Here is a 22662-nt window from a genome sequence, read left to right as displayed (position 1 = left end):
TGGGGCGAGTACAGCAGAAGTGCTCCGGCCGTAGCGAAATCAGAGCGTTACGGCAGCGGAGAGTTGATGCTGGGTGAGTTCCCTGGATTGAACTGCAGGTTAGGGCTACTGGAAGTCCTGAATGATTTCGTCGATAAGCGGTTGTGCGGCATCGGCATCAATATTCGCGAAAACAAACTCCTGGTAGATGCGGTTATCCTCGTCGATGACCATAACGAAAGGGGAGCCCTTGTTGACGCCGCTAAATGCGTGCTTGCCGGGTAGCTCGTATGGCACGTAGTTCTCGACGGACTCAGCCTTTTCATTAATCCGGCTGACAGTGGCCGGGTCCTCGGCCGTACTGAGCATCGCAGTGCCGCCGTCGCCAACAGCCATCACACAGGTGAAGCCATGTACGCTCTCACTGCCAAAAATGATGGGTTTAGAATCATCCGACTCGACGCAGCTGCCAACCGCATCCTTAACTGCAGCAGGAGTGAAATTCTGGATTGACTCAGGCAGTGCAGAGGTGCCCATGAAACCCGCGGTGCTCCCAGTGGTGCCCGATGATTCTTCGGAGGGAGCAGCCGACGGAGCAGTCGGTGCTGACGGCGGTTCGGGATTGCTTGAGCATGCGCCAACCAGGAAAAGTGAGCTGGCAGCAATAACAGCGCCCGCAGTTTTTGCGGACTTCAACAGTGAATGCATGCCAGTTATCGTAGGGCAGCTCATCTTTGGGAGTAAACTGCGCGAAAATTGAAGCAAGTCGATTGCGGATTAACTGTCACGAATGAACATCCATAAAAATTCCCATGCAACGCCATGCAGAAATACATGAAGCAGAGTGCTGGCTTGGGGTAGCGGTGCCTTCGTAGGTGGTGGGATGCGGCTAGCCGGTGGTTCCCTTCTGAGTCAGAGTAGACTCAACCAACGTGATGAGTTTTCGACGCCGCCGCAAAGTAGTCCCCGCCCGCACCGAGGGAGAGTTGGATGCAATGCAAGCGGCCGGCGAGATTGTCGGTCGTGCGTTGCTGGCCTGCCGAGATGCTGCTAAGCCAGGGATGACCACGGCGGATCTCAATGAGATTGCGCATCAGGTCATTACCGATGCGGGTGCAACGCCATCTTTCCTTGGTTATGAAGGTTTCCCGGCGTCTATCTGCGCATCCGTGAATGAAGTTATCGTCCATGGCATTCCGTCCTCGGCCACAGTTCTATCCGAAGGTGACCTGGTCTCGATTGACTGTGGCGCAATTCTGGACGGTTGGCACGGCGATTCGGCACTGACATTCGGCGTCGGAAAGCTGAGTGAAAGTGTCGAAAAACTAAACATCGCGACGTCGGAGGTCCTCGCCGAAGGTATTAAGGCCATGGTGCCGGGTGTTCGCCTCACCGACATTTCATATGCGTTAGAAATGGCTACACGAGAGGCTGAACTGCGCCACGATATTGAGCTCGGCATCGTCGATGGCTACGGCGGGCACGGCATCGGGCGCGAGATGCACATGGATCCCTTCCTCCCCAACGAAGGCAAAGCAGGCAAGGGCCCCCGCATCGTCGAAGGCTCCGTGTTGGCCATCGAACCGATGCTCATTCTCGGCGGCGAGTGGGGTAGCGATGAGCTTGACGACGGCTGGACGGTCGTCAGCGCTGATCGAATGCCGGCGTCCCATTGGGAGCACACAGTTGCCGCCACGGCGGACGGCCCCCGTATTTTGACTCCTCGATATGAATAACTAGTGCGTCGTCAAGCGTTTTCAGTGTGCTTGACTGGCCACTAGATGTTGTCGCGAACTTGCTTAGACTCACCACACTTGTCGATGGTGAAAGAGTCCATTGTCTGGCCAGCGCCATTAATGCTGGTCGAGGTGTAGTTGTCGGCACCCTCGTGTGTAATGACGGAGTCGATAGTCATGGTGCAGCCCTGAACCGAAGTCTTGGCGTAGGTGGCAGTCCCCTTAGCCCAGACCTTGCGGTTTGCGCCGTTGTTATCCCAAGCGGCATTTTCTGGTTCAGCTTCGTAGAACTTTGAACCAGCCGAGGAAACCATGTAGACAGGGCCGGTGTTTTCGCCGTCGACTTCATTGTCGAAGCGGTGTCCTCGAGCGTATGCGTGGTCATGGCCGTTCAAGACCAAGTCGACATTGTGCTTTTCCAGGATGTCGCCGAAGTACCGCAAGTTTGTGGTGGTAATCCGCTTAGTTGTGGCGTTATATACCGGCTGGTGGAACATCACTACAGACCACTGGTTTGGATTAGAAGAAAGAGCCTCGTCCAGGAACCGTGCCTGCTGAGAAAGGAAAAGGTTGTTCGAGGTCAACGTGATGAATCGAACGCCCTGGTAGTCCACGTAATAGGTGCTCTCCGGCAGGACAGCGGGACCGTTAGCCGGGTGAGTGTGGTGATTTTGGAAGTTCTTTGCGAGCGGATCACCTTTGAGTTCGTGGTTGCCGAGGGCGGTCAACATGGGCATCTTGCGTGCGGTAGGTCCCTGCGCTTCGAACCACTGATCCCACTGTTCATCGTCATCGGCATCATTAATCTGATCGCCAGTATGTACCGCCAATGCGGCATTCGGAACAGCGTTGTATGCCGCCCGTGCGGAAATCTTCGCTTCTTCGGTCAGACCATTTTGGGCATCGCCAAAGTAGATAAAGTCGAAATCCTGAGGGGCGGCAGCTGCGGTGCGGAAAGTGTCCCAAGGTCCGGAAGCGCCGTCGGCCGTGATAATTCGGTATTCATATTCGGTCGCAGGAGTAAGGTCGGCGAGCTCCGCGAACTGGTGGACGCGATTTGTCCTCCCTGTTTCAGTAGTGGTTGCGGTACGAACCTGGTCAGTGCCAGTTGGGCGGTACTCAACGGTAGTGTCGGCAGTATCTGCGCGGAAGGTGACGTTCATGCCAGTTGAAGCATCCTCAGTGGGAGAGAGGATAACGCGATCAGCAACGCCTGGGATGGCGTTGGTGAGAATGTCGGAACCGTTAACCGCGCCAATAGTCTGATTCCCCACCTCTGCTGCTGCAGGGGCGACCACTGCTGGATTGATAAGACTGGACAGTGAAAGTGCGGCGACTGCAAAGCCCGCAATGGAGCGGTGCTTGAACAGGGACTTGGTAGCGGAATTATTGGCGGAGTTATAGCCGCGGATACTCAAAGGCATGATTTTGGACATGTCACTAATTTGATATCTATCAATGTCCGAGTGGTTAACTCGAGGTAAAAGCCACACGAAAGATCAGAATAAAGGTCAGAATATTGCCACTTGAGACGCGATGGCCTCTGTCGCCGTGGGGTGAATCCGCCTGCCGTCGCGTGCAGGCGGCCCCAGAGTGGTCGTATTTGGTAAAAACGCAGGTCGCGTGTAAAGTTGGGCGATGGTGTGGACGCAGTGTCGCTGCAGCGGTGATTATCCCTGCGCGGAACTGCTAAAACGCCAGGCAGAGTAGAGATTTCCCAACTGGTGCCGGGATTGTCCCGGGTATCCGCCAGAGAGACGTGGAGGACATGGCTAAAAAGGAAGGCGCAATTGAGGTTGAGGGTCGCGTCGTCGAGCCCTTGCCGAACGCGATGTTCCGAGTGGAGCTGGACAACGGGCACAAGGTGCTCGCCCATATCAGTGGCAAGATGCGCCAGCACTACATCCGTATTCTCCCGGAAGACCGAGTCGTAGTGGAGCTTTCTCCGTACGATCTCGAGCGTGGGCGAATCGTCTACCGCTACAAGTAAATCGACCTGACCACTGTTGGTAGTGGTGATGGGCTCATTTACTAACTAGACAGAAACTCCACCGTCCTAGCTGCTTCTGGTGACGGCCGCGTGATGTTGAGGCCTGGTGCCTCAGCAGTTCGGCGCGGCGGTTCTTTATGAAAGCTTTTCCACAGAAGTAAGCGAGAATACCTCCGGCAACGGTGGCTGGAGCCTTTCTATAACACCTACGCGACTCGGCGTCCGACCGAGTAAGCCGGGTCTGGGAAGGATGGCAGTGGAGTAAACCACCGCATCAACCGGAAGGAAATTGCCGTATGGCACGCCTTGCTGGAGTTGACCTGCCACGCAACAAGCGTATGGAGGTCGCTCTTACCTACATCTATGGCATCGGCCCCGCCCGTGCTAATGAGCTGCTGGAGAAGACCGGCATCTCTCCGGATCTGCGCACCGACGCTCTCACTGATGAGCAGGTTGCTGCGCTGCGTGACGTGATTGAAGCTACCTGGAAGGTCGAGGGTGATCTCCGCCGCCAGGTTCAGGCTGATATCCGCCGCAAGATTGAGATTGGTTCCTACCAGGGTCTGCGCCACCGTCGTGGCCTGCCGGTCCGTGGTCAGCGCACCAAGACCAACGCACGTACGCGTAAGGGTCCGAAGAAGACGATCGCCGGAAAGAAGAAGTAAAACATGGCAGCTCCGAAGTCCGCACGCGGCCGTCGTACCGGCCGTCGCGTTGTAAAGAAGAACGTGGCTCAGGGCCACGCATACATCAAGTCCACCTTCAACAACACCATCGTGTCCATCACGGACCCGAAGGGCGCTGTTATCTCGTGGGCCTCCTCTGGTCACGTCGGTTTCAAGGGCTCTCGTAAGTCCACTCCGTTCGCTGCTCAGATGGCCGCCGAGAACGCTGCTCGTAAGGCCATGGATCACGGTATGAAGAAGGTTGACGTTTTCGTTAAGGGTCCGGGTTCGGGCCGCGAAACCGCCATCCGTTCCCTCCAGGCCGCTGGCCTTGAGGTGTCCTCGATCTCGGATGTGACCCCTCAGCCGCACAACGGCTGCCGTCCGCCGAAGCGTCGTCGCGTCTAGGAATAGGGTAAGGAGAGAACAGAAATGGCCCGTTATACCGGTCCCGCAACCCGTAAGTCCCGTCGTCTCCGCGTCGACCTCGTCGGTGGCGACATGAACTTTGAGCGTCGTCCCTACCCTCCGGGGCAGGCTGGCCGCGCTCGTATCAAGGAGTCGGAGTACCTGCTCCAGCTCCAGGAGAAGCAGAAGGCACGTTTCACCTACGGCGTGATGGAGAAGCAGTTCCGTCGCTACTACGCCGAGGCTCACCGTCGTCCGGGCAAGACTGGCGATAACCTCGTCGTCCTGCTGGAGTCGCGTCTCGACAACGTTGTCTACCGCGCTGGTCTGGCTCGTACCCGTCGCCAGGCTCGTCAGCTGGTTTCCCACGGCCACTTCACCGTTAACGGTAAGAAGATCAACGTGCCGTCCTTCCAGGTAAGCCAGTACGACATCATCGACGTGCGCCCGAAGTCGCAGAAGATGATTTGGTTCGAAGAGGCACAGGAGAACCTGGTCGACGCTGTCGTCCCGGCATGGCTTCAGGTTGTTCCTGAGTCCCTGCGCATCCTCGTGCACCAGACCCCGGAACGCGCACAGATCGACATTCCGCTTCAGGAACAGCTGATCGTCGAGTTCTACTCGAAGTAATAACCAACTTCGCTTGCATCCATTCATTCCCTATGGCGTCATATAGCGGTCGCCACCTGGAGGATTTTCGAAAATGCTCATTTCCCAGCGCCCAACGCTGACTGAGGACTACATTGATTCCTCTCGCTCCCGGTTCGTTATCGAGCCGCTGGAGCCGGGTTTCGGTTACACCCTCGGTAACTCTCTTCGTCGTACGTTGCTGTCGTCCATTCCGGGCGCTGCAGTCACCAGCATCCGCATCGACGGTGTGCTGCACGAGTTCACCACTATCCCGGGCGTGAAGGAAGATGTCTCCGACATCATCCTGAACATCAAGGGTTTGGTGCTCTCGAGCGAGTTCGACGAGCCGGCTACCGTTTACCTGCGTCGCGAAGGTGCAGGCGCGGTGACCGCTGCAGACATTGAGTGCCCAGCAGGTGTGGAGATTCATAACCCGGATCACCACATCGCTACTCTCAACGAATCCGGTCGCCTGGAAATTGAGATGATCGTTGAGCGTGGTCGTGGCTACGTGCCGGCGACCCCGAACTCCGGTGGCGAAATCGGCCGCATTCCGATGGACCAGATTTACTCGCCAGTTCTGAAGGTCAGCTACAAGGTGGAGGCTACTCGTGTTGAGCAGCGTACCGACTTCGACAAGCTGATCATCGATGTCGAGACCAAGAACTCGATCACCGCCCGCGACGCAATGGCGTCGGCAGGCAAGACTCTGGTTGAGCTGTTCGGTCTGGCACGTGAGCTGAACGAGGCTGCTGAGGGCATCGAGATTGGCCCGAGCCCGCGCGAGGCTGAGGATGTCGCTGCGTACCAGACTCCGATTGAGGATCTGGACTTCTCTATGCGCTCCTACAACTGCCTCAAGCGTGAGGAGATCCACACTGTCGGTGAGCTCGCTGCTCGTACCGAGTCGGATCTGCTGGATATCCGCAACTTCGGTGACAAGTCCATCAATGAGGTCAAGGAAAAGCTCGCTGAGCTTGGCCTGGCTCTGAAGGATTCCCCGAACAACTTCGACCCGGCTGCTGTCGCTGATTTGGACGCTGCCTCGGGCGATGACGCTGACTGGACTGATGGCGCAAGCGCTGGCTACGACGAGTAGTTCACCGACGCGACTTCATTAAAACGAGGAGATACCTATGCCTACCCCTAAGCAGGGTTCCCGTCTCGGCGGCTCCGCTTCGCACCAGAAGAAGATTCTGGCCAACCTCGCGAAGCAGCTCATCGAGCACGGCAAGATTAAGACCACCGATACCAAGGCCAAGCTGCTGCGTCCGTACGTTGAGAAGCTGATTACCAAGGCAAAGCGCGGCACTCTCGCAGATCGCCGCAACGTTGCCAAGCTGCTCAACGACAACTACGCAGTTAAGAAGCTGTTCGATGAGATCGGTCCGCAGTTCGCTGATCGCGACGGCGGCTACACCCGCATCATCAAGCTGGGTAACCGCAAGGGCGACAACGCCCCGATCTCTCTGATCGCTCTGGTTGAGGAAGAGACCGCAACTGCTGAGGCAACTCGCGCAACTCGCGCCGCTGCTTCCAAGCAGGCTGAAGAGGCAAAGGCCGAAGAGGCTGAGGCTGAGGCTGCAGAGGAGGAGTAATTCCCCTCGCCGACGGCTTTTGGCCGTCACGGCTTTGAACCCCCGTCGAGTAGTTCATATCTGAACGCTCTACCGGGGGTTCTTTGTGCTTTACGACGGCGCACAGCGCCCGACCCCAGTTCTGTCTCCGGTTACACCGAAGATTACGTACCAACATTGAGAGCTGTACGGAGGCCCTTCGGTGGAAAGCGGTGATTTTCTAATCCGGGGTCCCGGCTACAATCTGTTAACCGTGACATCACTTACGCCAACGACTCCGGATACCCCGTGCGATTCTCCCGATTGTGCCACTACGGGGAGTACCGCCTCCGACCTGGTTCGGTTGCGTTTTGACATTGCCTATGATGGGACAGATTTCCACGGTTGGGCCGCTCAGCGCGATAAGCCTACGGGAGAACCTGTGCGGACTGTGCAGGCGACGTTGGAATCCACTCTGGAGAAGGTGTTGCGCACTCCAGTGCAACTGACTGTGGCCGGTCGTACAGATGCCGGCGTTCATGCCTCCGGTCAGGTGGCTCACGCAGATGTTCCTGTCTCCTGTTTAGACACACGTTCTATCGCAGGGGACCCGGGTAATTTGGTTCGTCGTGTAGCGCGACTATTGCCCGCGGACGTGACGCTTCGGGGCGCCTCGTTTGCGCCCTCGGGCTTCGATGCCCGCTTTTCTGCGTTACGTCGGCATTATGTCTATCGTGTCACTAGTTGCGTCAGTGGCCCGCTTCCTACCCGTGCTCGCGATACGGCCCACTGGCGACGGTCAGTGGATATCGACCGCATGCAGGTGGCAGCTGATGCTCTACTGGGGCTCAATGACTTCGCCGCTTTTTGTCGACACAAGCCACATGCGACAACCACTAGAGATTTACAGCGGTTCCAGTGGTTCGACGTATCTACGAGGCAAGAGCCAGAGCTGTACGAGGCCCATGTGACTGCTGACGCGTTCTGCTGGTCTATGGTGCGCTCACTGGTTGGGGCCTGCCTTAGCGTCGGTGAAGGGCGGCGTGAGGTTGGATTCACTGAGCAGTTGTTGAGCGAAGAGAAGCGTTCCCCGTTGGTCCCGGTGGCAGAGGCACGTGGGCTCAGCCTGGTAGGTGTTGACTACCCCGGAGATGCGGATCTGGCGGCCAGGGCGGAGCAGACTCGCGGACGTCGTGATGTCCGGATAGATGTGGACGAGGCTTAAATGTACAAGCTCTCGGTAATATTCCCTGAAGAAAGTGACCGTAGGAGGAGTGTTCGGTAGTGGTGTGGGCAATTGTTAGCTTGGTTGCGCTGCTCGTAATCCCCGGCGCTGCTGTAGTGCGAGCCAGCGGCGTTCGTACACCGTGGGCGCTGGCCCTCGGTCCTGCGGTGACGTTTGGTATCGCAGGCACCGCAGGGTGGGCGCTCGGCGCTATCGATGTGCGCTTCACCTTGGTCAGTGCGTCTATCTGCTGGGCCGTGACACTACTTCTCGCGCTTTGCTGGAGTGGCGGCAGCGCTTTGATTCGGCGGCGTCGCGGTAGTGTTGATCGCTCGGTGTCGGCCGAGGCGCAGCCGCTCGCCGCAAGTCGATGGCGCGAGTTGGGTTATGGGCTAATCGCAGGTATCGGGGTCATCATCGCAGCGGCGGTTCTCACGTGGACCGCTATCGGCCGCATCGCTTCAATGTCCGAGGGGATGGCGACCATCCAGCAAGGCTGGGACACACTCTGGCATGCAAGTGTGCTCCGTTCGATTACGGAAGACGGCATGGCCTCGGCCACTAGGATGGGCGAGATCCAGAATGTGGAAACTCAGTCGGTGTCCTACTATCCCGCCGCATGGCATGCGTTCGGTGCGCTTTGGGTACTGATTGTCCGTCTACCAATCACCGAGGCGGTCAATTACCTCGGCATTATCATTCCGGCCGTGACCATACCCACGGCTGCTGCGGCGCTGACCTGGCGAATTATTGATCGCCAAAAGCTGTCCACCGCCGTTGCCGCGGGGGTTGCGGCGCTTGTTTCCGCAGCGCTTCCGGTATTGATGCCCGTCGGGGTCTTCGTGGGGGCTTGGCCGTACCAGGTCTCGATTGCACTAGCGATTACCGTTTTTGCCTTTGTTACGTCGCTCCCACACACACCTCAGCGCATCTTGAGCGCCGCTTTTGCGATAATCGGTATCGGAGAGCTCCATCCGGCATCGGTGCCTACAGTTGTTATGCTCGGTGCAATCTGGTGGTTGTGCTACCGCCTGCCGCGTCCCGCGCATCCTGAACTGGGTGCGGTGCGCGCCAAGCTTTACGACGTCGCGGTGATTGCAGCCGCCTTTGTGCCAGCAGTGGCAGTTCTGCTACCGCAGTGGCTTACGGGAACTTCTCAGACCGAGGATGTGCGCGCGGTTAGCGCTGAAGTAGACGACCTCAATCGTTTCGATGCGTGGTATCGAGGCGCGACAATGCTGACTCGCCACACTGAGGAATTCCGGCCTTTCTGGCCAATCATCATCCTCGGTTTCATCGGGATGGCGGTTTTGGTTTTCGCAGGTACTTCGCGCCGACGGGTGTGGGTAGTGCCGGCCTGGTTTGTTTCGGTGTTGATGACGACCCACGCGCTCAATCATTTTGGTGGCGTGCCGGGCGATATTCTCGCGCTGTACACGGATCTTCACTATTCGACGCCTCACCGGTTGGTGATGGTCACCGCGTATCTGTATTCTGCGTTTGCGGGTATCGCCGTGGCGTGGGGCTGCGCGTGGGCGGCTCGAATTAGTGAGTCAAAGGTGCCATCGACGGGGCGGGTTCTGGGGTTGAGCTTAGCGACGGTGAGCTCTGCTGTACTTGTGGTCTATGGAGTGGCGTCTAATGCTAGCGCAGCGGATTTCGCCTACAAGAGCCCTCGAGAATGGCAAATCATTTCCAATGCTGACTTGAAGGCATTTGATTGGTTGGCCGAGCAGCCGGAGGCACATAAGTACCGCACGTTTACCAATCCGCCGGAGGGATCCAGCTGGATGTACGCTCGCAATGACCTGCCGGTGGTGTTCCCGCACTATGACTGGCCAGTGGCGAATAAGTGGACTGCCACCTCAATGCTGTACTGGCACGCTGATTACCTCGGTTTTCCAGACCCCGATCGGCCGGATGGGGTGAACAATGTCGATCGCTCAGCCCGAAAGCTGAACGTGGGATTCATTTATTTGTCACCCCCGGGTATTTGGGATTCCAAGGAGGATTTAGAGTTTCCTGGTGAAGGGCTCTGGGTAGCTCCAGGGGTAACCCCTGTTTATCGAGATAGGGAAGTAACCATTTTCGCCTTCAATGATGTGATTACGCCAGAACGCATCGACGAGATGCGAGCTAGTTCTCCGGAAGTAATTCCTCCCTCGGCTACTAGGGGATGGAGCGATGGTCGGGTAGGTTAGGACACCATGCGGATGAATAAATTTATGGCAACGATCGCAGCCGGTGCGATGATGACTTTCGCGCTGGCCGGATGTGGAGACGACGAGCCGGCTAAGCCGGAAGTCTCGAATCGCTCCGTCAGTTCTTCCGCAAAGACTAAATCCTCGACTTCGCCGAAGCCGACTGAGGAGTCGACGACACCGACAGAATCGGAGACACCGACGGAAACTCCTGCAATCACCCAGGTCAATGATGCGGATTACACCCCGGCGGACGGCCCAAATACTCGACTGTTTCAGTTGGAGGATGGCACGACGCGTTGCTTCCTCAACGATTTGAGCGGTGACGCCTACTTGGCCTGTCAGGTGAATCTTGCCAATCCTCCGATGGTCGATGACGGCACGGGAAACAAGGTTCCCGCCAATGCTGTGTCCTGGAACCCGGGGGGAGTTACTTACGAGGTCCTTACGTTCCCGCCGGCCGGTGAGATGAAGACGCTACCCGCGAATTCTCAGTTGAGCGCATTCGGATACAGCTGCGCGGCCTATGGTCCGTCGACTCTGGAGTGCTCGGGGCCAGCGGGCGCTGCCACTATCGACAATGGCAATGTCACCGGTGCACAGATGCCGAAGGAGGATGTGCCTCCTGCAGCAGGCGGTCAGCCGGGTGGCCAAGAAAATGGCGCTCCGAATGACCCAGCGCAGCAGGGTGAGCCTGACGGCTCCCCGGCGCCGGGCGGTCTGCCAGATTTGGGTGCGTTGATTCCGGGCCTGAACCGCTAGTTGCCCGCATAGCTAGTGGCTGCAGTTCATCGGTAGTGCGGGCGGTAGATAGTGTCCAGGTGAATTCGCCCATCACCAGTCGAGGGCACGAAACTGGCATTTCCGATGCTGCTGCCGTGGGTGAACCTGCACGACTGACCTCGATGATCCTCGCGATTCCCGTACACAGGTCGGGCTCATACTCTTCGACAACAACCACATCGACGGTGTCGTCTCCAGCTCGCGCGAGAAGTACTGCGCCCAGATCAAGAGCCACAGTATAGAAATGTGGACGGGACGTGCGAATTCCGACCCGATAGTCGAGTGAGAGCATTCCGATGAGCAGCTCGCAAATGTCCTGATTGCCGCAGTCGACCTCCAATCGGGGGATGTTCGCGGGACACATTGTGATGGTTTGTCCACTGCTCCCGACCCCTATGACCTGCGCCGGACCATTAGTGATAGCGATGTCACGTTGTCGGCTTAACCACAGGTGCGGTTTGCGCCCCAACGCCGCCACATGCTGAGAGCGTCCAGTGCGGCGCAGCTGCACGACCTCCGCAGAGCTCTCAGTCAGAGCACACTCCGGTGCCGTCAATCGCCGTGCGCGAATACCAAGGGTTCCCAGCCGGTGGATGAGGAAGCGTAGGGCTTTGTCAGCGGAGGCTTCCAACGGAAGAGTTGCCACCAGATGTGTCCAGGGCTCAGGGCTTGTGCCGGAGCGCTCGGCTGCTCGGAAATAGCGGTGCGCATGCTCTCCGCGGATTTCCGGCGCAATGTGATAAAAGCACAGCGCATCCAGGGTCACTGGGCTGTCGTCGGCAAGCGAGACGATATCCGCAGCGCTTAACTGGTTACGCAGGCCTGGTGTGAGACGTAGGCCGATGAGTTGTCCTGGTTCGGTGCGTCGCAGGCGGTCACGAAGGCTGCGGCCGCGCACAGGGACATGCGCGCCTGCAGTGATGATTATTGCTGTAATGAGCAGCCACAATGACAATGGCATGTGAAAATCCCCCCCAATATGTTCCCCACTAAAATTCCCCTGGTCGCACAGTAGCGCGGCCTGGCTTACTCTGCAGGGTAGAGATTATTTGGGGGAATAGTTTTTGGGGGAAACTCATGCCACGTACGCCGACTACGCCTAGCCAGGTCAGCGGTCATCGATTTTTGATTCGTCGGATTGAGCATGCGCTTGTGCGTGCGGATTCGCGAATGCTACACGACCCTCTGCGCACGCGAACGCGAGCACTGTTTATCGGCTGTGCGCTGGTGGTTTTACTGGCCGCCGGCACTGCGGTGCTGTCGTTGGTGCGGCCGCAGGGCGGTTCTAGCTCCAATGAGCAGCTGATTGTTGTGTCGGGGTCGGAGGGCTTGCATGTACGTGTCAATGGTCGATTGCATCCAGTCGCGAACCTCGCGTCGGCGCGGTTAATTTTGGGCAATCCTGCTGAGCCGAAACGGGTGCGCAGTAGTGAGTTGGACAAAGAGGACATCAGTTTTGCTGTCGGGATTGAGGGCGCACCAGCAGTTCCGGTCGCGCCGGCAGGCTCTGGGGCCTCGGGAGCTGCCAGGAGGGGCAGTGCAGGTGCGCCGGAGTTGGCACTGTCTTTGTGCGAGCGGACGGTGCAAGACCTCGGGCAGCCGTGGATTGTTGCAGAGTCACTTGCGCGTCTTGAAGAAATACACACGGAGCCGCAGCAACTTACCCGAACTCACTCGGACAGTGCTGTTGTTGCCGATGGCCAAAACCTCTGGCTGATTACGCAGGGCTACCGCTCGCGGTTGGATATCAACCACCCGGAGCACGCCGCTGTTTCTCGAGCGCTGGGGTTGGAGCGCGCCGCAGTCCGGCCTGTCAGTCCTGCGTTGCTCAGAACGGTTCCGGAGGTTCCGATTCTGGCCGCGCCAGCAATTCCGAACCGCGGCGTACCCACGCACTTCGCCGCCCCATTCGACATAGTCGGCAATGTGGTTGAGGTCGGGCAGCGGCGCGTTATCGTGCTTGACGACGGTGCCGCGATTCTCTCCCCGGTGCTAGGAGAGCTATTAGCTGCGCATAGCCCAGTTCTGCAGGCCAGTGAGGGGCAGCTGGCGGCAGTTCCCGTTGCGAATGCACCAGCAGTCCCGGGACTACCTGAAAAGCCGTTGACGTTTGCCGATGCTGATGGCTGGTTGTGTGCTGGACGGATAGCAGGACAGCCGCAAGCTCTCGTGCAGTGGTCACAGCATGCTCCGGAGGGGCGGCACGTGGACTACCCGCATGCCGACGGCTCGGGTGCGGCCGTCGACGGTTTCGTGGATGGTCGCAGCCGTGAGCGCAGCTCAATTGCAGTCAGCGTAAATGGGGCCGTGCACGTCATTTCGCCAGAGGGAATGCGCTTTGCTGTGCACGATCGCACGACGCTGGCTGCCCTCGGGTTTAATGCATCAACCAATGCCGATAACGGTGGCACACGACCAGTGGAGTGGGAAGTGCTGGCCGCGTTGCGCGGAGGCCCTGAGCTGAGTAAGCAGGCGGCGCTAGGACCGCTGTCTGGGACGCGAGAGGAACCAGGCACCTAGGCCCAGCGCGCATATCAGGAGCAGTCCAGTCGCCCGGAGTGATGCATTGCGCTCCTGCGAAGAAAGCAGATCCGGCGGAGCCGGTGCGGCAGCGGGATTGGCGGCGTGCTGCGCGGCGGTGTCCACAGTGGTCCAAATCAGAGCATCATAAGGTGCAATGATGCCGCGACCAAGGCCAAGCCCGGAACTAATTGGGCTCGCGGAATTAAGGATGATGTCGCGAACCTGTGCTGGGGAAAGCTCTGGGTTTCGTGCCAGCAGCAGGGCAGCTGTGCCCGATACGGCTGGCGTGGCAAAGCTGGTGCCGGCAATCTGTTGGGCTCGGGTGTTCTCCCCGGACCCGAACACGTGGCGGTCTATGAGACCGGTAGGGGTGCGCGGATCGGGACCGAGTACGGGGCCGCCGGGAGCGGAGACATTGACCCATTGTCCCGTGATTGCATACTCCGCGGGTTGTGCTTGGCCAGCATCGTCGAACTGTACTGCTGATACTGCGATTACCTCCGGCAGGACTGCGGGCCACGCTACGGATCCGTCCTGACAGCTATCGCCCTTATTGCCCGCCGCTGCGACCACTACTGCGCCTGAAACTTCCGCGCGTGCGACGCTCTCGGCAACATCTGTTGCGCCTTGGGGCATTACACCAGCCGGGGCACACGATGTGAGCGAGATATTGATGACCCGCGCGCCCTCCGCGACGGCCTTGTCGATAGCCTGTGCCAGCGACTCCAAGTTTCCTTCGCCATCGGCCGTTTGTCTTATCGACAACACGTGCGCGTCGGGCGCCAGCCCGGCGAAACCATCGGCACCGGGCCGACCTGCAATAATGCCGGCTACTAGAGTTCCGTGACCGTCGCAGTCTACGAACCCGCTGTTGCCGTCGACAAAATCGCCACCGTCGAGAACCTCGCCCAGGCGCTCATTGGGTGAGACCCCGGTATCGATTACCGCCACCGTAATCCCCGCCCCCGTCGTCAGTTGCCATGCTTGGCGAAACCGAAGAGCTTTTTCGATCACCGTCGGTTCATGCAGTGCGCTTTCCGACGACAGCATCGTGGCCACGCAGTCCTGGCTGTTCTGGGCAGCCGCTATTGGTGCGATGCCCGACGGTGCTACAGCGGTGGCCGCCGTCAACGTGGAGATAAGCACGGTGGAAAGTGCGGCCGTGGCGGTGAGACGAGTTTTTATGGCATTCATGAAAAGTGGGTTTTTCACTGGAAGAACCCACTTACGAACTCAGGGAGTTCGGCAATGATGGCCGCAATGGGCAGAATGACGGCGATGCTGCAGGCCTCGGTTAGCTCAGCTATGCGGCGTGTTGTAGGTGAGATGCGTGACGCGGGAAATGCGGCTAAAGCGGTGGCTGCAAGCATAGGGACGACCAGGCCAGCGGCGACTGGCCAATTGCCCTCGAACCACTGTTGAAAGGCGACGGCCACAATGACGGCAAGGCCAGCTAAAGCAGTGCAGGTGGAAGCTACTTTCCGGGCTTGGCCACGGGAGTGAATTGCACAAAAGACTATGACAGCAGCAGCCATGCCCAGAGGCCACCACCTGTTCGCATAGGCTCCGGAGAAAAGTACCACCAGGGTGAAGATGCTGAGACCTCCGGTGCCACTGCAGAGGATGCCGTCGAGAATCCAACCCGCTCGCTTAGGTGCGTCGTGGGATATTTCGGGAGTTTCGCTGTCATCGAAGCTCTCGCCGGCAGCAGGGACTTTGGGTACGCGAATACCGGCAGCTTTGATAGCGATGGAAGGCGCCAGCAGTATCAGGATGACTGCACTAGCAGCGGTGAGTGCTCCTGATTGAACCGAGTTGTGGAAAAGTGCGACAGCCGCAGCGTAAAGACCGCAGGTAACTGCGGCACTGAGACTCGCGGCGCCCAGGGTGACAGTGATGCGGTTGTCGCCGTCGTCGGTGTTGAGAATGAGAAAAATCAAACCGATGACGGCGAGCGCGACGCTAATCGCAGCAGTCGGCGGCCAGTCGGTGAGTATGCGGTGTAGGTCGAGGCCAACGAAGCAGAGGCCCGAAGCAGTGCTCAGAATGAGCACTTGCAGCTCCAGGGACATGACAATCGCCGGTTTTGCACTACGCAACAGAGCCAGGCGCAGTCCACCCGCTACTGCCAGCAGCGCGATGAAGCTAATTGCCGCGGCCAGTGTGGAATCGGTACTGCTCAAGCTCAGTGAGGCAGCTGCGATTGAAGCTGTGGCCACGAGGGCGGCGGTACAGCCAACAACCAAATCAGCCGTGCCGATACCATCGGTATAGGTGGTGTCGGTAATAGCATCGGCGGCATCGAAGAGCCGAGGTTTGGGCACGGGACCTGGGTCGTTGATAACAACGAGGCGTTCGCCTGGTGCAATACCGGCATCATTCAGGGTGTCGTCGGCAAGCAATATCGTGCCAGCGGCGGTCCGTAGCTGCCACTGTGCCAGCGGGAAGTCCGCAATGTCGATATCGAAGATTTGCAGGATATCCGGTACGAGTGCGGCGATTGCGACATTGGTCGGTAACGCAAGATCTGCATGTGCTCGGTTGGTGTCTTCGGGCATGTGTGCGGCATCAATGCGCACGCGAATGAGTTCCCCCAGCATGTATTTCCCCCATGAATTCTGCATGCTTTAGTCCCTCTAGAGTGGCGTACAACTCGCTAGAGCGCTACTCGGAGTAGTAACTGCGCGTGCCCCCGCTATCAGTCTCGGTTATGCGCTGCGAGAATCCGGAGTGTGTTTTAAGCTATGTGTACACCGATTGGTCGGGGGATTGGCCGTCGAGTGAACACAAGGGGCGACACATAGCGGGGGGATTTTTGTGACTAGTGCACGGGCGGAGATTTCGGCAACCCGAAAAACGGGGCCGCAGCCTATGACGGGCACAATCGCGCCGGATGCGCCACCGGAAGCGCCGGAGCCACAGCCGGTGCCGCTGATGCGTGCACTCATGCCGTTGATCATGGTTGTGGCGGTGGTTGGCATGGTGGTGTTGATGTTTGTCTCTGGGATGGGACGTAACCCAATGTCGTTTATGTTTCCGCTGATGATGGTGTTTGCCACTGTGGGAATGATGGTGTCGGGCGGGGCGGGAAATAAGGACATGGCACCGGCGCGGAAGGACTATCAGAGGCATTTGTCCAGTATTCGCCGTGCGGTGGCGAAAGCAGCGAGGATGCAGCGTGAATCGGCGCAATTTATCCACCCTCGGCCTGAGACTCTGTGGCAGCTGGGGGCGATGGGGCGGGCGTGCGAACGCCGAAAGGGGGACCCGGATTTCTTGCAGCTGCGCATCGGTGTGGCAACGCAGCAGCCCGCAACGCCTGTAACACCGCCGGCAATTCCGGCGCCCGAGAAACTGGATCCGGTTTCCGCCGTAGCACTGCGGGAAGTTATTCGATCGGCTCGTCAGGTTGAGGGAGTGCCCTTTGCCATAGATGTGTCGGCCTTTGAGATCATCGCGCTCACTGGAGATACCGCGGCGCAGGGGCTGGCTCGAGCGATGGTCGCCCAAGCTGCTGCGCTGCATCATCCGGAGGATTGCCTGATTGCAGTTGTGGGAGATGAGTGGGAATGGCTGAAATGGACGCCACACCACGGACACCCCGCAGTTACTGATGCCTGTGGCCCAGCGCGGTTGCGGACGGCGACGTGTGCGCAGCTGACTGAGCTGCTCACGGCTATCGACACACTGCCAGCTGCAGTGCTGATTGTGCTGGCGGATTCGAACGGGCAGCATGATGTCACTGAACTGACACCGATTTTTGACGCGGCGGGGTCGGAGACCTCGGTAGTACTACTGACCGTCGTGGAAGCGCAGTCAACGTTGTGGGAGGCCGCGGTTCACCATGGCATCGCGCTGGTTGTTTCCACTACTGCTGTGCATGCGGAAACCGCGTCCGGACGGGAGGAGATTGGCGTACCTGATCAGCTGAGTCCAGCAGAAGCGGAGGTGCTTGGGCGGAGCTTGGCGCGTTTTGAAGTGCCAACAAGCGCAGATGATTCTGTTAAGACCTCGGAAGATCCGGTGATGGAGGAGCTCGGGCTGTATCCGCCTCCGACAACTCTGCGCTACCGACCGCGCTATGGCAGTGCTCGTCTGCGTATTCCCGTTGGGGCTGATGACGGCGGCGCGCCGGTCTATCTGGATTTTAAGGAGAGCGCCGAGGGCGGCATGGGGCCACACGGTCTGTGCGTTGGTGCCACAGGATCGGGTAAGTCGGAATTCCTCCGAACGACCGTGGTAGGGCTCGCAGCCACGCACAATCCGGATCAGTTGAACTTTGTGCTGGTGGACTTCAAGGGCGGGGCGACGTTTCTGGGACTGGATCAATTGCCGCATGTCTCGGCGGTGATTACCAACCTGGAACAGGAGCTTATCCTGGTCAACCGCATGGAAGACGCACTGCGCGGTGAGATGACGCGGCGCCAAGAGCAGCTACGCGCTGCGGGGAATTTCGCCGGTGTCAGCGATTATGAGCAAGCCCGGCGCACTGGGCAGATAGATGCGCCACCCATGCCCGCGTTGCTGATTGTGGTGGATGAGTTTTCGGAGCTGCTCTCCGCACGCCCGGAGTTTGCTGAGCTCTTCGTTGCGATTGGTCGGTTGGGGCGCAGCTTGCACATGCATTTGCTGCTGGCCAGTCAGCGTCTGGAGGAAGGCCGCTTGCGCGGACTGGAAAGTCATCTTTCCTATCGCGTTGGGTTGAAGACCTTTTCCGTCGCGGAGTCCCGCAGCGTGCTGGGTGTTCCGGACGCCTATCATTTGCCGGCTATCCCGGGCATTGGGTATATCAAATCAGCTGCCGCCGAGCCGGTGCGGTTTCGGTCGGCGTATGTTTCCGGCCCGGTGGTCCGTCCGCAGCCTGTTGACGGTGCGACGGCTGGGGCAGAGCAGGGGCTGCAGGGCCAGGCCGCCGCTGTCGCTGAATTTACCGCTGAAAATTGGACGCGGGAGGCTTTCGACGCGTCGTCAAGCGATGGTGGAATGGTGGATCCGCCTGTGCAGACATCGGAGCAGACGGTGCTCGGTGCCGTGGTGGCAGCGGTGTCGCACGTACCGACACGTGCGCATCGGGTGTGGCTGCCACCACTACCGGAGGCCATCGAGCTTCAGCCCGACGAGCAGCTGCCGCGACAGCGATTGACCGGTGTGATTGGGCTGGTGGACAAGCCGGTGTTTCAGCGTCAGGACCCACTGCGTATCGACCTGCGCACGACCGGCGGACACGGGGCAATCGTCGGAGCGCCGCGGTCGGGAAAGACCACTGCCGCACGCACAGCGGTCCTCGCGCTTGCCGACGGCATCAGCGCCCGTGACCTGCATTTTTATATCGTCGATTGTGGTGCGGGCGGCTTGAGCGACCTGGCTGAGTTGCCGCATGTCGCGTCGGTTGCGCACCGTGGAGACGAAGAGCTTATTCGCCGTACGCTTGGTTTTTTGCGTCGTGAGGTAAGTCGTCGGGAACAGCTCTTTCGCACTAATGGATGGCTCTCGCCGGAAGCAGCGCGGGCGGCAGGACAACCGGATTCGGTGTTGGTCATTGACGGCTGGGGTGCGTTCAAAACGGAGTTTCCGGCGCTGAGTGACGATGTGCAGGCGCTGGTTGCAGATGGACTGGCGGTGGGAATTCATGTCCTGCTCACGGCCTATCGGTGGACGGACATGAGGCCTGCCGTTCGCGACCTGATTGGTACTCGGATTGAGCTGCGGCAGGCGGAGTCGATGGATTCAATGATTGATCGTAAGGCAGCGGAGCTGGTGCCAGAGAGCCCAGGACGCGGAGTCGCGCCGGGCGGGTTTGCGATGCTGGTAGCTCTCACCGGCGCTGCTGAGACCAAGCGGATTGCAGAGACGGCGCCGCACGGTGAGCAGGCACCAAAGCTCCAGTTGTTGCCGCGGCGGATTGATATTGCGCGTTTGCCACGACCAGCCGCCGCGACGAGAGGCGCGATTGCAGTGGGTCTCGAAGAGGCTGGTTTAGGCGCGGTGATATTCCATCCAGAAAAGGATCGTCACCTACTGATATTCGGTTCGGCAGGCAGTGGCAGAACCGCCGCGCTGAGGGGCATCGTTCACCAGCTGCGGTACTCGCAGTCGGACTCGAAATTCGTCGTGATCGATTACCGCCGTGGGCTAATGGAGGCCGTGCCCCAAGAACGGCTGGCCGGCTATGCGGGCTCGGCTGCGGTGGCGACACCCATGCTGGCAGAGCTGGCAGAGGTGCTGAAGGCCCGTCTCCCGCAACCGGATATCACCCCAGCGCAGTTGAAGGCGCGAAATTGGTGGAGTGGTCCAACCATCAATGTCATCGTGGACGACTATGACCTCGTGGCCGGCTCGCGGGGTAACCCTTTGCAGCCGCTGGCAGAAGTCATCGCTCACGCCGCCGACATTGGGCTCAATATCTTTTTCGCCCGTCGAATCAGCGGGGCATTGCGCTCTCTCCACGACCCGGTCATGGGTGCGGTTAAGGATCAGGGGGCCAGCGTCTTTGTCATGGATGGCACACGCGATGACGGCCCCATCCTCGGCGTAAAGCCCTGCGAACAGCCGCCGGGTCGTGGCTATTGGGTGGCGCACGGCCAGAGTCCGCAGGTTGTGCAGTTGGGGTGGTTGGATACCGTTGGTGACCAGGAGGACAGTTGATGATTCGGGTCGAATCTCCTTGCACCACGCAGACTCCGACGCTGCGCCACGGTACTTGGCACCTGTGGGGACTCGCGGCACCTGCAGACACCACAGAACTGGGGGTGCATGGCCCTAGACCGCTTCTCGAGAGCATGCAAACAGTCATTGTGCCCAGCTATTGGGGTGCTGTGCGACAGTGTCGGCTGGCCTCCGCGCTATTGGCTGCTGAACTCAATCCGTACATCCTGACGCTTGCCGACGCCGTTGTGGAACTCGATGAGGCAACTGTGTCTCATAGCGTGTTGGTGGAAGTAGAGGAAACGCGTGTCTGTGTCACTCGTCTGAGCGGGGGTCGCATTGCCAGTCGGATGACACATTTGGTCGGAGCGGACGACAGCGCACCATTGGTGGAAACAGTCATTGCGCTGGCTTATCAGCTGACCATGTATCCGGATGCGCCCCAGGGGATACCCGATGATGTGGAAGTTAGTGGTGGGCACGGTATCACCGAGTATCCGCCCCGCTGGCAGGATGATATTGAGTTCATCGTCGGCGAAGTTCCACCTGGGCTAGCGAAGCCGCGGCGAGCTCTACTAGCCGATCGTCTGCGCGACCGTGGATTTTTAGTCTTCGACTGCCCAGCCTCGCGGCTCGGGGAGTGCGTAAATCCAGCTTTGTTGAAAAGCATCGGCGACGCTGACCCCGGTGAAGTGGAGCCGTCGGAGGATTTCGCAGGGCGGCGTCCTGCAGCCAGGGCAGAAGCCAGCTCAGCGTCGAATCAAAGCACAGTTGTGTCAGTAGCTGCCGTTGGGTTGTTGACGGTGGTGGTGCTGATTGTTGGGATTGCTGCATGGCTGATTAGTGGTGGCATAGCCAGCGAGAACGAGGGGAAACAGAAGCATCGTGAGGCATCGCACGCACAGGCTCCTCCTGTAACCACGCCACCTGTAACGACTCCTCCATCCACATCGAAACCGGTTCCCGATTCTGCTCCAGTAGTCACGCTGGCCAACGCGGGCGTGGAAGCTCGGTTTCCCGGCGGGTGGGAGCTTGACTCGGCAAGTCCGTTCGACCGCTTGATTGCGGTGGACGGCGGCGATATGCGCGTCTTGGTGCTCGCTAACCCGCTTTCGCAGGACATGGCGCTTGAACATCTAGCCGCCGCTTTGAGTAGCTCCGTTGCTGGGGATGAGACCAAGTCCGCGCCGGAACGCAGACAAGTACTGGGCACCGATGTCGTAGTCGTCGAGGAGCGGCTGCCGTCAGGTAATTCGATAGTGCTCTGGCATCACAAAGTGATGGACGGCACTCAAGTCAGTGTGGGGTGCCAGTTCAGAGGAAGGACTATTGCGTCAGTACGGCCCATTTGCGACCAGGCAGTAGTAAGCGCTCGGCCGGTGCCGTAATACGCAAGGGGCGTAGAGAAGGTGACTGGGGGCGGGGCGGGGGTAGGCAGGGGTAAAGGTTGGAAAACCAAAATGGAACCGAATCGGGATTTTTCGCGCCAAACAATATGACGGGTTTTTAACGCGGGAAGCTGGCTGGCTCGCGCGGGGAGGTAAAAATGCCGTCGTTAATCAGTCACTCAACACGAAAAAGGGGGAAACAGTGGCAAACCTATTTGCAGCCGAATCAGATCAAATGACCACTACCGCAGGGGACGTCGATGGCGTCAACTCGGAAGTACAGGGCGAGCTGGGGCGTATTCGAGGCGTAGTGGACGGTCTGGCGGGGGAATGGAAGGGCCAGGCTAAAGACAGCTTCGATGATCTGATGCTTCGTTGGGATGACGCAGCTATGCGTCTATCCAATGCGCTGACGGATATCGCGGATAACATCCGCGCAAATTCCAGCAGCTTCGATGCGGGCGAGGACGAGGGGGCGTCGTCGTTCAAGCAGGTGGCAGCAGCGGGTGCGTCGTTGCTGAACCTCTAAACGTTTTGTCGAATCGCACAACCACAACACTGAATCACACAACACACATCACCTTTTGGGGAAAGGGTTCTTAATGCAACCAATTAGGTACAGCTTCGGCGGAATCGACGGTGCTGCGGATGACATTCGGTCCACTTCTGGCACCATCAACGGGCTGCTCGGAGATTTGAAGAAGCGCATCGCGCCGATGGTCTCTACGTGGGAGGGTGAATCTTCGGATTCCTACCAGGAGGCTCAGCGTGAATGGGACACAGCAGCTGAAGAGCTCAATATGATTCTCACGACTATCGCGGATACTGTCAGCGCAGGTAGTCAGCGAATGGCGGATATTAACCGCCGCGCGGCAGCTAGCTGGGGATAGTTTGGATCCTGATTGAGGCCCTTCTTATTGAGCGATGTAATCG

19 protein-coding genes are annotated in these 22662 nt (G+C 58.9%); 14 read left to right on the top strand and 5 right to left on the bottom strand.

Features of this window, described 5'->3' with window-relative positions; all coding sequences use genetic code 11:
- Positions 1-105: 105 nt before the first annotated feature.
- Complete coding sequence (locus tag CORAM0001_RS02670) at positions 106-687, bottom strand: hypothetical protein (RefSeq protein ID WP_005509742.1); 582 nt, start codon at positions 685-687, stop codon at positions 106-108.
- 227 nt (positions 688-914) lie between these two features.
- On the opposite strand from CORAM0001_RS02670, the gene map reads away from it, so the two are divergent.
- Positions 915-1715 (top strand): type I methionyl aminopeptidase, encoded by an 801-nt coding sequence (gene map, locus CORAM0001_RS02665; protein ID WP_040360913.1) that lies wholly within the window; start codon positions 915-917, stop codon positions 1713-1715.
- A gap of 41 nt (positions 1716-1756) precedes the next feature.
- Here map and CORAM0001_RS02660 read toward each other — a convergent pair whose 3' ends face one another.
- Positions 1757-3151, bottom strand: a complete 1395-nt coding sequence (locus tag CORAM0001_RS02660; protein WP_005510061.1) for a purple acid phosphatase family protein — start codon at positions 3149-3151, stop codon at positions 1757-1759.
- Positions 3152-3483: 332 nt separating this feature from the next.
- Here CORAM0001_RS02660 and infA point away from each other — a divergent pair, with 332 nt between their 5' ends.
- From infA to CORAM0001_RS02620, 8 genes are all read left to right on the top strand, one after another.
- Positions 3484-3705 carry a translation initiation factor IF-1 gene (infA, locus tag CORAM0001_RS02655; RefSeq protein WP_016422077.1) on the top strand — a complete coding sequence of 74 codons (222 nt, stop codon included), beginning with the start codon at positions 3484-3486 and terminating at the stop codon, positions 3703-3705.
- Positions 3706-4001: 296 nt separating this feature from the next.
- The gene (rpsM, locus tag CORAM0001_RS02650; protein WP_005509836.1) at positions 4002-4370 is read left to right on the top strand and encodes a 30S ribosomal protein S13; all 369 of its coding nucleotides are present in this window, start codon (positions 4002-4004) and stop codon (positions 4368-4370) included.
- Between the two features lie 3 nt (positions 4371-4373).
- On the top strand, positions 4374-4778 hold the full coding sequence (gene rpsK / locus CORAM0001_RS02645) for a 30S ribosomal protein S11 (RefSeq protein WP_005509761.1): 405 nt from the start codon (positions 4374-4376) through the stop codon (positions 4776-4778).
- Positions 4779-4802: 24 nt separating this feature from the next.
- A complete protein-coding gene (gene rpsD / locus CORAM0001_RS02640; protein WP_005509964.1) occupies positions 4803-5408 on the top strand; it encodes a 30S ribosomal protein S4 in 606 nt (201 codons plus the stop codon).
- 73 nt (positions 5409-5481) lie between these two features.
- Complete coding sequence (locus tag CORAM0001_RS02635) at positions 5482-6507, top strand: DNA-directed RNA polymerase subunit alpha (RefSeq protein ID WP_005509919.1); 1026 nt, start codon at positions 5482-5484, stop codon at positions 6505-6507.
- Positions 6508-6544: 37 nt separating this feature from the next.
- Positions 6545-7006 carry a 50S ribosomal protein L17 gene (gene rplQ / locus CORAM0001_RS02630; protein ID WP_005509840.1) on the top strand — a complete coding sequence of 154 codons (462 nt, stop codon included), beginning with the start codon at positions 6545-6547 and terminating at the stop codon, positions 7004-7006.
- Positions 7007-7319: 313 nt separating this feature from the next.
- Positions 7320-8189: a tRNA pseudouridine synthase A gene (locus CORAM0001_RS02625; RefSeq protein ID WP_040360993.1), complete on the top strand. Its 870-nt coding sequence runs from the start codon at positions 7320-7322 to the stop codon at positions 8187-8189.
- Positions 8190-8248: 59 nt separating this feature from the next.
- Entirely contained in the window at positions 8249-10390 is a 2142-nt protein-coding gene (locus tag CORAM0001_RS02620; RefSeq protein WP_050773580.1) for a DUF6541 family protein, read from the top strand.
- Positions 10391-10979: 589 nt separating this feature from the next.
- Here CORAM0001_RS02620 and CORAM0001_RS11000 read toward each other — a convergent pair.
- Entirely contained in the window at positions 10980-12134 is a 1155-nt protein-coding gene (locus CORAM0001_RS11000) for a hypothetical protein (RefSeq protein WP_005509904.1), read from the bottom strand.
- 116 nt (positions 12135-12250) lie between these two features.
- Between CORAM0001_RS11000 and eccB the strand changes: the two genes are divergently transcribed.
- Positions 12251-13693, top strand: a complete 1443-nt coding sequence (gene eccB, locus CORAM0001_RS02610) for a type VII secretion protein EccB (protein ID WP_005509774.1) — start codon at positions 12251-12253, stop codon at positions 13691-13693.
- Here the strand turns inward: eccB and mycP are convergent.
- Both mycP and eccD read right to left on the bottom strand, forming a co-directional pair.
- Positions 13652-14890 carry a type VII secretion-associated serine protease mycosin gene (gene mycP / locus CORAM0001_RS02605; protein ID WP_244261974.1) on the bottom strand — a complete coding sequence of 413 codons (1239 nt, stop codon included), beginning with the start codon at positions 14888-14890 and terminating at the stop codon, positions 13652-13654. The genes eccB and mycP overlap by 42 nt on opposite strands.
- A gap of 14 nt (positions 14891-14904) precedes the next feature.
- Positions 14905-16320: a type VII secretion integral membrane protein EccD gene (gene eccD / locus CORAM0001_RS02600; RefSeq protein WP_244261973.1), complete on the bottom strand. Its 1416-nt coding sequence runs from the start codon at positions 16318-16320 to the stop codon at positions 14905-14907.
- A 193-nt stretch (positions 16321-16513) separates the two neighbouring features.
- On the opposite strand from eccD, the gene eccCa reads away from it, so the two are divergent.
- The 4 genes from eccCa to CORAM0001_RS02580 all read left to right on the top strand — a co-directional run bounded on the left by eccCa (position 16514) and on the right by CORAM0001_RS02580 (position 22619).
- On the top strand, positions 16514-20341 hold the full coding sequence (gene eccCa, locus CORAM0001_RS02595) for a type VII secretion protein EccCa (RefSeq protein ID WP_157752514.1): 3828 nt from the start codon (positions 16514-16516) through the stop codon (positions 20339-20341).
- Positions 20341-21729, top strand: coding sequence for a type VII secretion-associated protein (locus tag CORAM0001_RS02590; RefSeq protein WP_005509753.1), 1389 nt, complete (start codon positions 20341-20343; stop codon positions 21727-21729). The genes eccCa and CORAM0001_RS02590 overlap by 1 nt, the downstream gene beginning before the upstream one ends.
- A gap of 202 nt (positions 21730-21931) precedes the next feature.
- On the top strand, positions 21932-22258 hold the full coding sequence (locus tag CORAM0001_RS02585) for a WXG100 family type VII secretion target (protein ID WP_005510029.1): 327 nt from the start codon (positions 21932-21934) through the stop codon (positions 22256-22258).
- 73 nt (positions 22259-22331) lie between these two features.
- Positions 22332-22619: a WXG100 family type VII secretion target gene (locus CORAM0001_RS02580; protein ID WP_005509924.1), complete on the top strand. Its 288-nt coding sequence runs from the start codon at positions 22332-22334 to the stop codon at positions 22617-22619.
- The last annotated feature ends 43 nt before the right edge of the window (positions 22620-22662 follow it).

It is taken from the genome of Corynebacterium amycolatum SK46, from assembly GCF_000173655.1.
GTDB classification, from domain to species: Bacteria; Actinomycetota; Actinomycetes; order Mycobacteriales; family Mycobacteriaceae; genus Corynebacterium; species Corynebacterium amycolatum_A.
This window is presented reverse-complemented; position numbering and strand designations above follow the sequence as displayed.

Bases quoted from the DNA above. Each gene is read 5' to 3' on its own strand.
- CORAM0001_RS02670 (WP_005509742.1), bottom strand. From the start codon at position 687: ATGCATTCACTGTTGAAGTCCGCAAAAACTGCGGGCGCTGTTATTGCT.
- map (WP_040360913.1), top strand. From the start codon at position 915: ATGAGTTTTCGACGCCGCCGCAAAGTAGTCCCCGCCCGCACCGAGGGA.
- CORAM0001_RS02660 (WP_005510061.1), bottom strand. From the start codon at position 3,151: ATGTCCAAAATCATGCCTTTGAGTATCCGCGGCTATAACTCCGCCAAT.
- infA (WP_016422077.1), top strand. From the start codon at position 3,484: ATGGCTAAAAAGGAAGGCGCAATTGAGGTTGAGGGTCGCGTCGTCGAG.
- rpsM (WP_005509836.1), top strand. From the start codon at position 4,002: ATGGCACGCCTTGCTGGAGTTGACCTGCCACGCAACAAGCGTATGGAG.
- rpsK (WP_005509761.1), top strand. From the start codon at position 4,374: ATGGCAGCTCCGAAGTCCGCACGCGGCCGTCGTACCGGCCGTCGCGTT.
- rpsD (WP_005509964.1), top strand. From the start codon at position 4,803: ATGGCCCGTTATACCGGTCCCGCAACCCGTAAGTCCCGTCGTCTCCGC.
- CORAM0001_RS02635 (WP_005509919.1), top strand. From the start codon at position 5,482: ATGCTCATTTCCCAGCGCCCAACGCTGACTGAGGACTACATTGATTCC.
- rplQ (WP_005509840.1), top strand. From the start codon at position 6,545: ATGCCTACCCCTAAGCAGGGTTCCCGTCTCGGCGGCTCCGCTTCGCAC.
- CORAM0001_RS11000 (WP_005509904.1), bottom strand. From the start codon at position 12,134: ATGCCATTGTCATTGTGGCTGCTCATTACAGCAATAATCATCACTGCA.
- eccB (WP_005509774.1), top strand. From the start codon at position 12,251: ATGCCACGTACGCCGACTACGCCTAGCCAGGTCAGCGGTCATCGATTT.
- mycP (WP_244261974.1), bottom strand. From the start codon at position 14,890: ATGAATGCCATAAAAACTCGTCTCACCGCCACGGCCGCACTTTCCACC.
- eccD (WP_244261973.1), bottom strand. From the start codon at position 16,320: ATGCAGAATTCATGGGGGAAATACATGCTGGGGGAACTCATTCGCGTG.
- CORAM0001_RS02590 (WP_005509753.1), top strand. From the start codon at position 20,341: ATGATTCGGGTCGAATCTCCTTGCACCACGCAGACTCCGACGCTGCGC.
- CORAM0001_RS02580 (WP_005509924.1), top strand. From the start codon at position 22,332: ATGCAACCAATTAGGTACAGCTTCGGCGGAATCGACGGTGCTGCGGAT.